Origin of the sequence: Enterococcus avium ATCC 14025 (assembly GCF_000406965.1) — a bacterium.
Taxonomy (GTDB): domain Bacteria; phylum Bacillota; class Bacilli; order Lactobacillales; family Enterococcaceae; genus Enterococcus_A; species Enterococcus_A avium.
Map to the genome: position 1 here is coordinate 23,455 of NZ_KE136364.1, position 14,999 is coordinate 38,453.

Annotated in this window: 12 protein-coding genes; 11 read left to right on the top strand and 1 reads right to left on the bottom strand. The window is 38.2% G+C overall.

Annotated features, from left to right (window positions below; genetic code table 11):
- Positions 1 to 88 precede the first annotated feature (88 nt).
- The 3 genes from OMU_RS12995 to OMU_RS13005 all read left to right on the top strand — a co-directional run bounded on the left by OMU_RS12995 (position 89) and on the right by OMU_RS13005 (position 4,705).
- On the top strand, positions 89 to 2,152 hold the full coding sequence (locus tag OMU_RS12995) for a CD3337/EF1877 family mobilome membrane protein (protein WP_233421615.1): 2,064 nt from the start codon (positions 89 to 91) through the stop codon (positions 2,150 to 2,152).
- A gap of 66 nt (positions 2,153 to 2,218) precedes the next feature.
- Positions 2,219 to 4,051, top strand: coding sequence for a phage tail tip lysozyme (locus OMU_RS13000; RefSeq protein ID WP_016180361.1), 1,833 nt, complete (start codon positions 2,219 to 2,221; stop codon positions 4,049 to 4,051).
- Between the two features lie 12 nt (positions 4,052 to 4,063).
- On the top strand, positions 4,064 to 4,705 hold the full coding sequence (locus OMU_RS13005; protein ID WP_010740697.1) for a hypothetical protein: 642 nt from the start codon (positions 4,064 to 4,066) through the stop codon (positions 4,703 to 4,705).
- Between the two features lie 122 nt (positions 4,706 to 4,827).
- On the opposite strand, the gene OMU_RS13010 is transcribed toward OMU_RS13005, so the two are convergent.
- Positions 4,828 to 5,808 (bottom strand): LacI family DNA-binding transcriptional regulator, encoded by a 981-nt coding sequence (locus OMU_RS13010; protein ID WP_010740696.1) that lies wholly within the window; start codon positions 5,806 to 5,808, stop codon positions 4,828 to 4,830.
- A 552-nt stretch (positions 5,809 to 6,360) separates the two neighbouring features.
- On the opposite strand from OMU_RS13010, the gene OMU_RS13015 reads away from it, so the two are divergent.
- The 8 genes from OMU_RS13015 to OMU_RS13050 all read left to right on the top strand — a co-directional run.
- Positions 6,361 to 7,662 (top strand): ABC transporter substrate-binding protein, encoded by a 1,302-nt coding sequence (locus OMU_RS13015; protein WP_016180362.1) that lies wholly within the window; start codon positions 6,361 to 6,363, stop codon positions 7,660 to 7,662.
- Between the two features lie 23 nt (positions 7,663 to 7,685).
- Positions 7,686 to 8,573, top strand: coding sequence for a carbohydrate ABC transporter permease (locus OMU_RS13020; RefSeq protein WP_010740694.1), 888 nt, complete (start codon positions 7,686 to 7,688; stop codon positions 8,571 to 8,573).
- Between the two features lie 13 nt (positions 8,574 to 8,586).
- Positions 8,587 to 9,417 (top strand): carbohydrate ABC transporter permease, encoded by an 831-nt coding sequence (locus tag OMU_RS13025; RefSeq protein WP_016180363.1) that lies wholly within the window; start codon positions 8,587 to 8,589, stop codon positions 9,415 to 9,417.
- A gap of 69 nt (positions 9,418 to 9,486) precedes the next feature.
- Positions 9,487 to 10,851, top strand: coding sequence for a NosD domain-containing protein (locus OMU_RS13030; RefSeq protein WP_016180364.1), 1,365 nt, complete (start codon positions 9,487 to 9,489; stop codon positions 10,849 to 10,851).
- Between the two features lie 64 nt (positions 10,852 to 10,915).
- Positions 10,916 to 12,028 carry an ABC transporter ATP-binding protein gene (locus OMU_RS13035; RefSeq protein ID WP_016180365.1) on the top strand — a complete coding sequence of 371 codons (1,113 nt, stop codon included), beginning with the start codon at positions 10,916 to 10,918 and terminating at the stop codon, positions 12,026 to 12,028.
- 43 nt (positions 12,029 to 12,071) lie between these two features.
- Positions 12,072 to 13,571 (top strand): glycoside hydrolase family 32 protein, encoded by a 1,500-nt coding sequence (locus OMU_RS13040; RefSeq protein WP_016180366.1) that lies wholly within the window; start codon positions 12,072 to 12,074, stop codon positions 13,569 to 13,571.
- A 55-nt stretch (positions 13,572 to 13,626) separates the two neighbouring features.
- A complete protein-coding gene (locus tag OMU_RS13045) occupies positions 13,627 to 14,592 on the top strand; it encodes a carbohydrate kinase family protein (RefSeq protein WP_016180367.1) in 966 nt (321 codons plus the stop codon).
- A 141-nt stretch (positions 14,593 to 14,733) separates the two neighbouring features.
- Positions 14,734 to 14,999: transposase zinc-binding domain-containing protein (locus OMU_RS13050; RefSeq protein WP_040005855.1), on the top strand; the 266-nt coding region annotated here is incomplete at its 3' end.

A 14,999-nucleotide genomic window follows, 5' to 3' on the forward strand; every position in this document is an offset into this window, starting at 1 on the left:
GTTTTTGAAGCAAAAGAATAGTTTATAAATGGGTCTGGAAGCAGGCTCTTTTTTGATGTCTAAAAATAAAAAAGGGAGGGGTTTAAAATTGGTCAGAACGAACAAACGAAGACTATTGTTTTTCTTACTTCCCATCCTTTTGATTCTACTTCTATCTGTATCAGCCTATGCAAAGTCGGATAAAGAAGCGATCTATACTGTTGGCAAATACCATCTAGATACCTTTGCCTCATACATAGGTGATACAGAATTTTCACTTGGAAAGATGCTTTTTGGAAAAAATGGGACAGACTTTATCCAGATGATTACCAACATGTCATTTAGCACGAACAAAATTATTTGGCAGGTGTTTGATTTTATTATCGAAAAACTCTATAAAGGAGCGGCAATGGATGGACTTATCCATACCTTTTTTCAATTCTCTAAAAATATCTACGATAAGCTATTTAATGTGATCGGCCTAGGATTAACTGGAGGATATGTCGTTTATATTTTCTATTTGAAGGTTTGTAAAAGTGGGAATCAGGCAAAGCGAGCCCTTGCCCGATTTTTTTGCGTTGTTGGTTTTTCGATTCTATGGTTTGGAAATGGCACAGTAACCAGTCAGGGAGAAAAATTGACGAAGGATTTAAATACATGGTCAACTGCTGTTGAAGGGTTGATTTTTGAAGCGACCAACGGGATTGATGATCTAAGTGTTGCGACCACCAGTGAGGATGCCATCAAACAGATTCGAGAAATGTATTATCAGAAGGCGGTAGTCGATCCGTATCTGCTATTAAATTATGGAACGACTGATATTGAAGAGTTATCAAAGGCTGGTATTAAACCAACAGAGTTTTTGTCTGAAAGCATCAAAAGTGAAAACTTGGAAAATATTTCTGATGTTGTGAGAGAGGCAGCAAAAGAAGATGATGAAAAAACAGAATCTTATCGTGCGTTCATTCAACCAACAAATAGTATTTATAAGATGATCGTTGGGTTAATGAGTCCCAGTTTAAATGTAACTGTTGGGATTCCTATCTTGATGATCGGAATGGTTCGTTTCTTATTCCAGTTAGGCGTGCTGTTGATGCTGCTGGCAATCGCTTTTATGTTGATCGTTTCCTTCTTTCCAGGCATGGACTATATGATTTTTCGTGGTGTCAAAACGTTTGTAGGATTTACCTTTCAAAAATCGATTTATAGTGTGTTGATTTTAGTGGCATTTCTTGTTTTCAATATTATTGATGATTTGATCCTGATGAATACCATTGCTGGTTTTATCGGTAACATGTTTGTTCGGGGAATCGTCTCGTTGATCGTATTCGTAAAACGGAAAGACATTCTAGCAAAGCTAGGATTAGGACAAGCGGATCGTACATTAGCTAAGACAAAAACCAAAGCCCAGAATACGACAAGAGAAGTTAGTCGAACCATTCATAGAGGAAAAGATTTAACGGAACGAGCGATTTTAAGAGGAGCGAATGTTGTTGGGAAGATCCATCCAGGTATATTAGCGGCAAGTCAGTTGTTCCAACGAACAAAACAGCAACAAACCACACCAACTAAACAATCGAATGCAAAGCCTTCGGAAATTGCTTCTGGCAGAAGAAAGCAATTGTCATTTGAAGGAGAGAAATTGCTTGTAGAAAATCGACCAATCATTAGAAGCTCGCCTGCAAAAATGCAGCGTCCACGAAAGACGGTAGAACCAATGAACGTACAAGTATTAACTCCAATTGGTGGTTCCATTCCATTATCTGTTTCTGTCTTACCAATTGATCAATTGATTCAAAATGGTAAAGTTGCTGGAAAACCCAACCGAAAAATGAGCTTGGCACAACCTCCAAAAAATTATGTTGGTCAGTCAGTGCCGTTAACTCAAAAACCACCAAAATTAATTGCGAATGATTCTTTGACACAACAAATTACTCAATTGAAGCAATCTCGATCAATGATTACCAATCAAAACTCGTTACGAATGATGCAAAAAATAAATGGTCACACACAAAAAGATCGAACAATAAAAATGATGGGAAGCTCTAAAGAGCAGACTACTATCGATCCAGGTTCAAGTGACCACTCGAAACCTATTGTATCCGATCAAACGATTGAAGCAAAACTAGGTAAAGATTTTATCTTGCCGGAAGGCAGAAGCCCACAAGTTTAATACAAACGTTCAACCCTAGAGAAAATCAATCTCTAGGGATTTTTCTTTTTGGAGAGGATTGCTGTGATGGAAGAGACAAGAAAAAAACGAGGTTGCGGATGTGGATGCCTGGGATGTCTGATTCCAGTATTGGTGATTATCTTTTTGTTCATCTTGGGAATGTACATCATGGGCGTAGACGATGAAGTCCTTTGTGAAGATAGACCTAATGCGGTGTCAATAGATATTGATAATGCTGGATCAGAAGAAAATGCAAAAGTCATTTATGATTTCTTGAGAACAGAATTGGGTGCAACGAGTCAAGGGGCAGCAGGACCTATGGGATGTATGGATTTTGAAAGCGGCGGATTCAATCCAGCAATTGAAAATCCATCAAGCGGAGCTTTCGGTTTGGCGCAATGGTTAGGTTCTCGGAAAGAGGCGCTACGATCGTTTGCGGCAGAAAAAGGGAAAGAGATGTCGAACTTAGGAGTCCAGTTGGAATTTCTCAAAAAGGAACTAGAGAATCCATATTATGCCAAAGCGAAAGCTGCATTACAATTAACCGATGTTCACGAAGCACAGCACCAATGGTTGCTTTGGTTTGAAGGACTCAGCCAAGATTCTTCTCAATGGCATTCAGAAGAGCGAAATGCTAGGGCAGACAAATGGTTTGCGAAGTTTGGCAGCAGCGACCCCATTTCTGGGGCGGCTATGGAAAATGCAGCAAAAGGTCAGTTAGAAAGTTTAGCAGCAGAATGTGCCTCTGCCAATAGCGGTGATGGCGGCGACATTCTTGAAGTGGCACGAGGACTATTGGGTTACTTTAGTTATTCCCAAGAAAAACGAACTCAACTTGGGACGGTCGAGAATCCTGATAAAAATGGATTTGCGGATTGTTCCAGTTTTGTATGGTTTGTATTGACGAAGGCTGGATATAAAACGCCTCAAGTACCTTGGGCGACACCTTCCATGACAACGGATGCACGAGGAGCAAAACAATACCTTAAAGAAATCCAAGAAAGTGAAGCGAAAGCAGGCGATATTATCGTGGTGAATCTGGGGACTGGGTTCGGAAATGACGGACATACCGCGATCCTAGCAGAAGATTATCATGGTACGAGTACAAAGATCATTGAAATGGGCGGATACGGTGCCGAATCAGTACATGAAGGGCAAATCGATACGTCATTCGGGTATCTTTTAGCAGGTGATATTTGTTTCGCGAGGGCTGTTGGCGCACCAGCAGAGGGCAAAGGTCAAAAAGGTTCATTTAGTGCATTGAAGCAAATCAATCAGAACGCAGGGAAAGTTGCATATGGCGTCTACTATTTCGACGATAAAAAATATCTATCGAACAATAATAATGATCAAATGATTTCAGCCTCAGTCATTAAAGTATTCATTATGGAGTATCTATATGACAAAGGCCGAACTGGTGAAACAGCAGGAGGTCAATCTGTTCAAAGTCTGATAGAGCAAATGATTACTGTTAGTGATAACAACGCCACGAATATGTTGATTGATCATGTTGACATGGAAACATTAAATAGCTACTTCACGGAGAAAGGCTATTCTGGTACGAAATTGCAGCGGAAAATGTTGACACAAGGCAGTGAAAATTACACCACACTTGAAGACACGATGAAATTTCTTAAGACTTTATACGGAAATCGTGAGAATCAAAAGTATTCCGCTATACTTGAAATTATGAAGCGCCAGCAAGTGAAGACAAAAATACCAAGTCAGTTAGATGTTCCTGTGGCAAATAAAACTGGAGAACTTGCGATGGTGGAAAACGATATAGGGATCGTTCTGAGTGATAAGCCTTATGCGATCGTTGTATTGACGAATGATGTTTCAAACTCTCAAGGTGTTCGAGCTGGTATTGGAGGCTTGGCAAAAGAAGCAAAAAAATAAGAAGGAGAAAATATGAGAAAAAAGATATTAATCAAACTGATTTTTGTGTTAGTTACTCTTGGTATAGGCTTCTGTAATGCTAAGCAGCAGCAAGAAACGATTTCTTTAAAAGAGTCGATTGCAGTTCTGAATAAGAAAAATAAAGACCTCGCAGATAAGGAAGAAGAGTTGCATCAGAAAAATGAGCGTTTAGAAAAACAGGCAGAAGACTCTTCTGAGTCATTGAAAAAAATTCAGAGGCAATGCATCAATTCGGGAGTAGATGTTGACTTAAACACTGATTTCATCAATATAGTTACCAAGTTGTTCGAGGCTAACTTGAATTTTACGCCTGAAAATTATGAGAATAGAAAACGGGAAGTATCTGGCTATTTATCAGATGAGCTAAAAAAAGAGTATTTCGGTCAAAATAGAGATACGTATCAAGATGCTAATGAGACTACTTCTAAATTGGAATCTCTAGAAATTTATTCTCAAGAGGTAAAAAACAATGAGTTGTTAGGGGTTACAATTGTTTATCATAGGAATAAACAAATCAACAAAGAGTGGGTTAACGGAATGAATATTTTCAAAATTAAGTATAATATCCAAACTAATAAATTCACTGAAATAATCAACTTAGGTAATGGTTATTCCGGTAATATGACGAGCTGATTGTTCAAGGTATCATAATTGTCAATCTGTTTAGATTGACAATTAACCTTTGTGAATAAATCATTATATCAATGAAATTTCACAAAGGTAATTATACTAGGCACGATTAAAATCACGACAATCTATAAAGTGGTACCCTTTTCTATCAGTTTCGCAGCTACTACATTTTCGTGAGGGATGTACGTATCTAACGAATTCACAGCTATTTCTGCCATCAATGGAATATTTTGGTCTATTGATGTGATGGGGTAAATAGCGTTGTCAGATACTGGGGAATTATCATACCCGATTATTTCTAACTCTTCTGGTATTTTTATCCCTTTTCGTATGCAGTCTCTTTGAAGCATATTTGCAATATCATCGTTTGAGCAGAAAACACCCATTTTTTTATTTGGATATTTTTCAAGTAAATTATCTAGAACCACAGACATAGTAGTGGATGCTTCTTCAGAATATGGGTCGGTCAGTTCTTCACGAATGATTGTTTCATGAAGCGCATCCTTCACTGAAAATTCAAATCCTACAATTCGTTTGAAGGAAGGCCAATCATCATAATATCCATTATTAATATGGATCAATACTTCACATCCGTCAGCCATCAATTTTTCCCCAGCAAGCTTGCCACCAGTATAATTATCGTTATTGATTTGGCAAAAATCCCCACCAGCACGCTCAATTGAGATGATGGGAACATCTAATTTTTCAATGTTCTCTGAATCCAGAATATGACTTAATAAAATAATCCCTTTTACACGGTAGGACTTTAACATGTCGATGACGTTTAGTTCTTCTTCTTTCGTATCTCTTGAGGTATAAACAATAAAACTGTAGTCTTTTTCTTCCCCAAATTGAATGAGCTGATTCAGCAATTCTGTGTAGAAGCTAAGGTGTAACTGAGGGAAAATGACGCCTACAAGATTAGATTTTCCTGTTACTAATATTCTGGCAACGTTATCCTGACTATAATTTAATTCTTGAATCACTGCTTGTATTTTATCTTTTGTTTTTTGTGATAATAGCTCTGGTTTATTAAAATATCTTGAAACAGTAGTTAGGGAAACACCACTTTTTTCTGCGATCGCCTTTATTCCCACTTTGTCCATATTTGTGCAGCCTCTCTTTACCTGATGGTTTACGTAACTCAAATGACTGTAACGCTTCGAGTGGAAGCGTTTGTAAATTACTGTCTAGTTATCATACGGCTATCATACAATGTGGAACAGATAATTTCAAGCAATTTATGAAAATATTTTCATTAAAATGCGTCATTTGGATTTCAATATTAAAACACTTTTTTGGGATAAGAAAGAGTGTGCCATCGGGAACGGCCTTTTTCTAAACTAAAATTCGTTCCTTCCTTTTTTATTTCTAATCCCATTTTGACGAATTAGAGAAAATATTCTTGAAAACGTTTGACATTAATAATTTCATATTTTATACTTACGGCGTAGGGTGTTAGAAAGAGCTTACAAAAATGAAAAGGAGGTAGTGAATCAACTAAGATTAACTTGGTTCCTTTTTAACACTGTGTATAGATTTGTAATGAAAGCGGTTCATAAAAAAGCCGCCAAGATTAGGTTTGAATGTATTGCTGGAATAATTGATTGTCATTTGCATTTAATTCTTAAATGGTCGAAAAGAAAGGTAGTGGAAAAATGAAAAAGAATAAAAAGAGATTTGGCGTGTTTGCTTTAGCGGCTTTGACACTGGTAAGCACAGTAGTACTTTCTGCTTGTGGAAATGGTTCGGAAAGTAAAGAAGCAGGAAAGGACAAGACAATTACAGTCCTTGTAGAAAGTGGAAGTCCTGCTGAGAAGATCGCTAATAGTACTGCTGATGCTTTCAAAAAGGAAACAGGCTATAAGGTAGTGGTTGATTCAGTTCCTTACTCTGGAATGTATGACAAAGTTTCGACAGAAGTGAAATCAAAATCGGCGGCTCATGATGTTGTTTGTCTGGACGTTCTCTGGTTATCCGCTTTTGAAAACGCATTAACACCACTTAATAAATCAGTGGATGATAAGATCACTTCTGATTTTCTTCCGACACTTGAAGAGGGTGGGACGTTGAATGATAAGCTGCTAGGACTTCCGATGTGGATTAATAGTAAAGTACTCATTTATAGAAAAGACCTCTTTGAAGATGAGAAAAATAAAACAGAATTCAATAAGAAATATGGTCACGATTTAAAAGTCCCTACTACTTGGGAAGAATACAAAGAATGTGCGGAATTCTTTACTAAAGATGATATGTATGGAACCGCCGTTTTCGGGATGGCATCTGGAGATACAGTTTGTAGTTTCCTTGATCAAGCATCACAGGCTGGAGCAAAACCGTTAGTTTTAGGTAAGAATAATGAAGTATTGGTTGATGAAAAACCTTATATTGATGCGTTGCAATATCTATGTGATCTCTATGAAAAAGGCTACGCACCTGAAGAAACGCTATCTGTCGCATCTACTGAGGCTCAGGAAATGTTTAATAATGGAAAACTTGCGATGCAATTAAACTGGAGCCATCAATATCCGGCTGCTTATGAACTGAATAAGAATAAAGTTGGTGTAGCACCAATGATTGGTGGTTCTGCTGGTGTAGCCGCTACAACAGGACCATGGTATCAATGTGTGATGAAAAATTCTGAGAATCAAGAGGCAGCAATCGAATATCTGAAATTTATGTATGACAATAACGAGAAATATATGACAGAAGGTTCATTGAAGATCGCAGGGAGAACGTCCGTATATGAAAAGTATGAAACACAAGCAGGCGATGAGCATCTCGGAGCTGTATTAGAAACGTTAGATAATGAATACTCTCAAAATAGACCTGCTACTCCTTATTGGACAGAAATTGAAGAAGTGCTAGCTAAAGCTGTTCAGTCCGCGTTATCTGGAAAAGCTACTCCTAAAGATGCTCTTAAAGATGCGAAATCTGAAATTGAGACCATCATAGAGTAAGACAAGAACAAGGAGGAAAAACCATGCAGTTGATATCCAGAAAAACCGTGCTTGCCTTCTTTTTACCAGGCGCATTATTTATGGGGATTTTTATGATTTACCCGATTTTCAAAATGGCTTTTGATAGTCTATATAGCTTTGATCCAAATGGTATGAAGGAGTTTGTTGGTTTTGACAATTATATCAAAGCTTTTGGAAATGAGAGCTTTTTACAGCCGTTAAAAAATACACTTGTCTACATCTTTATTGCTGTTGTTGTCGAACTAATATTAGGAACGATCTTAGCGTTAGTTTTTGAAGAAAACTTTAAAGGAAACAAGGTCATCCGGTCACTCATTTTGACCCCGCTAATGATTGCACCGCTAGTGGCTGGTTTGATTTGGAAGTTAATGTTGAGCGCGCAGTTTGGCATTATCAATCAACTATTAGTAAATGTTGGTCTTCTTGAAAATTCGAACCAGATCCTTTGGCTTGCGGATGAGAAATGGTCGTTATTGGCTTGTTGTTTTGCGGATATTTGGTTAACGACCCCGTTCATGATGCTGATGATTCTTGCCGGTCTTCAAGGACTTGATGGAAGCATGATTGAAGCGGCTACGATTGATGGGGCAAATTGGTGGCAAAAAATTATTAAAATCAAACTACCAAATATTAAACCAGTATTATTAACCGCATTATCCATCCGAATTATTGATGCTGCAAGAACGTTTGATATTGTTTGGGCGATGACGCAGGGTGGGCCGAACAATTCATCAGAACTTATCAGTGTTGTCATCTATAAAACGCTGACCAGATATAACAAAGTCGGGTATGCAAGTGCAATGGCATTAATACTTGTGGTAGTACTCGTTGTGTTCACTCTTGTGTTCATGCAAGGACTATGGAATCCGAAGAAAAAACAATCGGTGTAGGAGGGGATAGCAAGTGGAGAAAAAAAGAAGTGTTCAAAGTAAATTACTGATAATTTTAGCGATTGTATGTGCTGTAGTCTGGCTGTTTCCCTATCTGTACTTGATTAGTTCATCCTTCAAGCCAGGTGCTGAGGTTGTTTCAATTCCTGCTAAATTTTTTCCAACAGTTCTATCTGTGGAAAATTTCACTGGTTTATTCGAACGAATGCCAGCTTTTCACTACATTTTAAATAGTTTTTTAGTTGCTGTTTGCAGTACTTTGATTGCAGTAGTTTTAGGGGCGTTATCTTCTTATGCTATTCAACGTTCAGGAGCTAAGATTGCCACTTTTTTGATTATTGTCGTGTTGTGTTTAAAAATGATTCCGACATCGAGTATTGCTGTACCGATTTATGAGTTGATTACAAATCTTGGTTTGTATGATACGAGAGTTGCCTTAATTATTGTTTATGCAGCGATAAATATGCCTTTTGTTATGTGGGTCATGCTCGGTTTCTATGAAGGGATTCCAACGAGTATTGATGAAGCGGCTTGCATGGATGGAGCTTCAAGTCTCCAGACATTTATTCGAATCATCTTGCCGATCTGTACACCAGGTTTGGCTACAGCCTTTGTATTTACGCTATTCCTATCTTGGAATGAATTTTTATTGTCGTTGTTATTAACTAGTACAGAGGCAAAAACATTTACGGTTGGATTATCCGAATTTTTATCAGCTTACAGTATGGACTTGGGTCCGATGTGTGCGGGAGCTCTAATTTTTAGTTTACCTGTAATGGTTTTATCAATCGTAGCACAGCGATTCATTGTTCAAGGAATAACCGCTGGTTCAGTTAAGAGCTAGTCAAAACAAAACGTATTCGAAGGAACAAAAGAGCGATTCTAATTAAAGAATCGCTCATCAGGAGGAGTAATGGTGAGTAAAAATTATTATGATGTAACCCAATGGACAATAGGAGATCCATTTAACGATATTGGCGAAGTCATTAACAGTATTCTTTTAGACATTAAAAAAAGACAAAAAGAGATTGATGAAAATGATGGAGGGAAACCAGGGGCAGTCATCTATATTCCACCAGGTGATTATCACTTGAAAACACAGGTTGTTATTGATATTAGCTTCTTAAAGATCATGGGTTCTGGACATGGCTTTACTTCTTCTAGTATCCGCTATAATGTGCCAGAGGATGAATGGAGTGATCTACATGAGCTTTGGCCTGGGGGCAGTCGCATTCTTGTTGATCTGTCGGGTTCATCGAAAGAAGAGGCTGCTGGCGCGGCATTCTACATTCAGCGTAGCGGTGATCCGCGAATTAGTTCTGTTGAATTTTCAAATTTTTGTATCGACGGCTTACACTTTGTCGATGATGGTTCGGATGAAACGAATCCAGAAAACACCTATACAAATAGTAAAACGGGAATATACGTTGCCAGTGCGAATGATTCGTTTCGAATTACAGGCATGGGATTTGTCTATTTGGAGCATGGAATTATTTCCTATCACGCGGACGCACTTACAATTCATGATAATTTTATCGCGGAATGTGGGAGCTGTATAGAATTACGCGGTTGGGGACAGGCGTCGAAGGTGACAGATAATTTGATTGGTGCAGGTTTCAAGGGCTATTCCATTTATGCAGAGAATTTTGGTGGCCTGCTAGTGACTGCAAATAATGTTTTTCCTAGAGGAGCTAGCTGTATTCATCTTGAAGGAGTTACTCGCTCACTTATTAGCAATAACAGACTTCATGCCTTTTACCCAGGAATGGTTATTTTAGATAAAAATAGCTCCGAAAATTCTATTTCATCAAACCATCTTTTGCATGATCATGAACCTTGGGCACCGTTGCAAGGAAGGAATAACGGTTTAGATGATACCTTTGGACTTTTATCAATCAATGGTAACAGCAACACGGTGATTGGCAACCATTTTTCTGAAATTATTGACAAGGATCAAATTTCACCAAAAGGAGCAACTCCTGTAATTATCCATGTTGTTACTGGTAATGGAAATTATATTTCTAATAATCATATAGTCGCTACAAAATCAGAATTAACATCCAGTGATTCCTGTTTTGCATCACAAGTAGAAGCCTTATTGACCAATGATGCAACCGAGGCTCTTGAGGTCAAGGCGGTATTAATTGAAAGACAGTCTTTTGGCAATACGGTGCTCGACTCTGGTTCTGAAGCACAAGTTGAACTGGATAAAAAAGACAATGCCTTTAGAGCGACGCCAATTCCAGCTAAGCATTCTATGTTGAACGAATTCAGTTGAGCACTATTAAACTATCTTCAAGTTTTAGCAGTATTTAATAGTAAAAAAAGTGAGGGTAAAAACGATGGGAACACTTTCCATGCAACATATTTATAAAAAATATTCAAATGCGGAGAATTATACCGTAACTGATTTCAATTTAGAAATTGATGAAAAGGAATTTATCGTCTTTGTAGGTCCTTCTGGTTGTGGGAAATCCACAACCCTTCGAATGGTAGCAGGTCTTGAGGATATTACTGAAGGAGAATTGAAAATTGGTGATAGAGTCATCAACAATGTAGCACCAAAGGATCGAGATATCGCAATGGTCTTTCAAAATTATGCGCTCTATCCACATATGACTGTATTTGACAATATGGCCTTTGGCTTAAAGCTCAGAAAATATCCAACAGATGAGATTAAAAAGAAGGTAGAAGAAGCGGCGGAAATTTTAGGCTTAACGGAGTATCTAAAGAGAAAACCTGCGGCTTTATCTGGAGGACAACGTCAACGTGTCGCTTTAGGTCGTGCGATCGTCCGTGATGCTCAAGTCTTTTTAATGGATGAGCCCTTGTCTAATTTGGACGCAAAACTACGTGTATCCATGCGTGCTGAAATCGCAAAATTGCATCAACGCTTAGGAACGACAACCATTTATGTTACTCATGATCAGACAGAAGCGATGACAATGGCGGATCGGATCGTCATTATGAAGGATGGTTTGATTCAACAGATTGGTAGTCCTAAAGAAGTGTATGATTTACCTGAAAATGTCTTTGTTGCAAGTTTCATTGGTTCACCTGCAATGAATTTTTTCAATGTGACCTTAAAAAATGGTTACATCACTAGTGGACGAAATTTCAAATTGAAAGTGCCAGAAGGTGAGAATAAAGTGCTCGTGGCAAAGGGCTATGAAGGAAAAGACTTGATTTTCGGTATTCGGCCAGAAGATATTAGAAGCGAACAGATCGTCTTGGATTCAGTTGTTGAGTCAGCAATAGATGCAACGATTGTCGTATCAGAGCTTTTAGGCTCAGAAACGTTGTTATACAGCAAAATTGATGAAACAGAATTTGTTTCTAAAGTTAATGCTAGAGATTTTCATCGTCCAGGTGAGGTTGTTCGTTTAGCGTTAGAAATCTCAAAGGGACATTTCTTTGATCCAAAGACAGAAGTACGAATTAAATGTACGAAATAATTCTATCATTAAAAAGTGAGAGTTAAAGTTAGGAGGGATTCTCTTGTCGAATGAATTAATGAAAAAAAATATTGCTCGTGCTCAAGCTGAAATAGCTGAGAAAAAAGCAGAAGTCAGTAAGGGAGCAATGCGCCAAAAGTATCACTTTATGACTGAAGCTGGTTGGCTAAATGACCCGAATGGGCTCATTTATTTTAAAGGTAAGTACCATTTCTTCTATCAATATAATCCTTATGACTCCTATTGGGGCTCGATGCACTGGGGGCATGCAATCAGTGATGACATGCTGCACTGGGAATATTTACCTCTTGCGTTGGCGCCAAGCGAAACCTATGACAATCATCCTAAAGGTGGCTGTTTCTCTGGAAGTGCGATTGAATGTGAGGGGCGGCTCTACCTTTTATACACCGCATCGACAAACTATGGAGACGGGTTTGTTCAAAATCAATGCATGGCATACAGCGATGATGGTATCCATTTTGTCAAAAGTGAAAAGAATCCGGTTATTGCTGCTCCGCCAACTGGTTATGATGTGGGCGAGTTTCGCGACCCAAAAGTTTGGAAGCATGAAGATTATTTCTATTTGGTATGTAGTGGGAAAAAGGATGAGCTTGGACAAGCACTATTGTATCGTTCAAAAAATTTAGAAGATTGGGATTTCTTTAATGTTCTTGCAGAGAGCCGTGGGGAATTTGGCTATATGTGGGAATGTCCTGATTTTTTTCCATTGAAAAATGCCAACGGAGAAAAGTATGTTCTAACGTTTTCTCCAATGGGAGTGAAAGAACGAACGAGTATTTATTTAGTCGGAGACATGAATTATGAAACTGGAAAGTTCAATTACACGATTGTAGGAAATATTGATTGGGGATTTGATTATTATGCCCCACAATCATTTGTTGATCAATCCGGCAGACGCATTCTTGTTGCGTGGGCGAATGGTTGGGATTGGATGCCGTGGTGGAAAGATTGGGGGCCAACCTTCAAAGAAGGCTGGTGTGGTTCTTTCAATCTTCCGCGAGAAGCAATCCTTGATACGGATAATACAGTGAAGTTTGTACCTATAGAAGAGCTACAATCTATTCGGAAATCAGCTGAAGCGATTCATAAAAAGTCTATTCTTGAAAAAGGAGAATTCTCGATTCCCACAGCTAACGGCAATTGTTTTGAACTGGAAATGACAATCGATCTTGCTAACAGTACCGCTGATTCCTTTGAGCTACGCTTGAGGAGCAACGATCATCTAGCTACCATTGCAACATTCGATTTAAGAAAGCAGATTCTGACAGTTTCTCGCGACAACTCAGATGATTGGAGCCAAGGAACTACAAAAAGTAATTTGCTACTAGAGGATGAAGCAACACTAAAGATTCATTTGTTTGTAGATCAATCCTCTATAGAGATTTTTACAGATGATTATAAAACGAATCACAGTCTAAATGTTTTTGCTAAAGAGGATCAAAATAGGAACTATGTTTCTGTTGCTGAGGGCACTCTTGTGATCAATCAGCTTGAAACGTGGGAACTAACGAAAACAATGTAGCCAAATGCTCGAAGAAAGTACAGATCTTCGAGCATTTGAAATATGGAGGATGAAAATGAAAATAATTGATGTAACTGCTCTGGGCGAAATTCTAATTGATTTTACTCAAAATGGTCTAAGTGAACAAGGCAATCCATTACTGGAAATGAATCCTGGTGGTGCACCATGTAACGTATTAGCGATGTTAAGAAAGTTTGATCGTAATGTTGCGTTCATTGGAAAAGTCGGGGATGATAATTTTGGCTGGTTTTTGAAAGAAAAGGCCGAAAAATCAGGAATTGATGTAAGCAATTTGTCCTTTGATAAAGACGTACACACCACCTTAGCCTTTGTGCACAATGGGGAAGACGGGGACAGAGATTTTACTTTTTGTCGTAATCCAGGAGCAGACATGCAATTAACAGAACAGGAAGTGAATGAAGAGGTAATCAAGCAATCAAGGATTTTTCATTTTGGAACACTTTCTATGACCCATGAAGGAGTACGCAGTGCAACGAAAAAGGCACTGACTATCGCTAAACGCAGTGATTGCTTGATTTCATTTGATCCCAATATTCGTGAACCATTATGGGAGAATTTAGAAGAGGCTAGAAAGCAAGTAGAAGTTGGGTTAAGCTATTGTGATATTCTTAAAATATCAGACAACGAAATTCAATGGCTTACAGGAGAAGAGGATTATTCAAAAGGGGTTAAAAAAATTAGAGATAAATATCCGATTAAATTGATCTTTGTTTCGATGGGGGATAAGGGAAGCCGAGCATATTATGAAGAAGATATGATTGAAGTTCATGCTTTTAAGAATGAACAGACCATCGAAACTACTGGTGCAGGAGATACTTTTTGTGGGTGCGTACTTAATTATATTCTTGACTATGGACTAAAAGAATTAACGAAAGAACAATTAGCTGAGATGTTGACGTTCGCTAATGCAGCAGCTTCATTGATAACCACAAAGAAAGGTGCACTTTGCTCGATGCCAGAGATTGAGACTATAAATAGATTTCTGGCAATTAGTAAATAAGAATACAATTTGAAAGCATAAATGTGCGCATTTATGCTTTTTTAACATTAAAGGAAGTATAACATTTTAAGCGGTCAAAGGATTGATACATCAATCTTTTGACCGCTTTTCATCTGGTCTTTTTCCTATTAAACTGGAGATATGAAACCCAATATTTTACACGCCATTTTCTTTGATGAATATCAAAACTGGGAGAAATTCAATCAAAGGTACACGAGAAGGATTCGATCCGTTGTGAAAAGAGAAGTGAAGAAGTTTCGCGATTGTGGTGACCTTAAAAAAGGTTATCGTCTATTTGTCTGTGAAGGATGCCATGATGTAAAGAAAGTGGCTTTTCGTTGTAAAGGGAAATTTTGTCCAACTTGTGCAACTGGGGAAAGTCAACGGTGGGCAGAGGTTGCGGCGAA